Raw genomic sequence first — 902 nt, 5'->3', positions numbered from 1 at the left:
CTCCACACCGAATCATCACTGCTTAACGAAAACTTCTGCTGGCGCTCCGCCGCCGACCCTTGGGATCCCCTGTTGAGGGCACGCCATTCCTGGCTAGACTGTTCCAGAGTGAGCAGGAAAGGAGTTCGGGCTGCCGCCACCTGCCGGAGAGTTGAAGAGGCTTGAATGAGAACCCCAGCCATCACTTGCTCTTGCCCGCCGCAGCTTAATTTTCCTCCTCAGCGCTGGCTGTGGAGTTGCTTGGGAGCCATGGCCATAACGGCTCTCACGGCTGTTGCCGCTTGGGCGCGGCCAGTGCTGGAAGTACGCATGACCCTGGGTTTGCCCATCAGCCCCAACTACCGGTACATGGTAGCTCTCAGCCGGGCCGGCAGCCCTGGCCCTACCGCCAACTTGGTGGATCCCAACGTCCGTGTGGGGCCCAACGAGTACACCTTTGTGCGGGACTGGGATTACCTCATTCGGGTTACCCCCCTCAACGAAGAGTCGGTCTTGCAAGCCACCATCCAGCGGTTTGGAGAGCCGGAACGAGAGTTTGCCGTTGGCTTTAACCAGGTACGGGTTAATCGCCTTACCCGTGACCGCGATACCCTCAATTTCCAGATCGATATATCCGAGCTGCAGGGCCTTGATGGGCGAGACCAAGATATCCAGGTGGCTCTGCTCACCGCCCGTGCCCCCTTCCGCGTAGCCCCTGAAGAGACCAATCTGGCCATTGATGCCACCCGGGGGGATCTGCCCAATTTCTATCGCCTCAGCCTGTCCAATCAGCGGCAGGTGGTTGTGGACGACCCCCAGCGACAGGAGACGGTGCGCCGCAGCCGCGAATTGATCCAACAAAGTGGCTCCGGGGCTGCCCTCACTCGCGACCTTATCGAGGGCGGGGCTTTGGAGATTTTGGC

At 60.4% G+C, this 902-nt stretch carries 2 protein-coding genes; one reads left to right on the top strand and one right to left on the bottom strand.

Annotation, left to right across the window (positions count from 1 at the left end):
- Window positions 1-182: hypothetical protein (locus NW829_RS12295; protein ID WP_414417207.1), on the bottom strand; the 182-nt coding region annotated here is incomplete at its 3' end.
- A gap of 67 nt (window positions 183-249) precedes the next feature.
- Here NW829_RS12295 and NW829_RS12290 point away from each other — a divergent pair.
- Window positions 250-902: hypothetical protein (locus NW829_RS12290; protein ID WP_414417206.1), on the top strand; the 653-nt coding region annotated here is incomplete at its 3' end.

This window comes from Synechococcus sp. R55.8 (genome assembly GCF_047461895.1).
In the GTDB taxonomy this organism is placed as follows: Bacteria; Cyanobacteriota; Cyanobacteriia; order Thermostichales; family Thermostichaceae; genus Thermostichus.
Note: the sequence above shows the minus strand (reverse complement) of the source record. Positions and strands in the feature narration are given on the sequence as shown.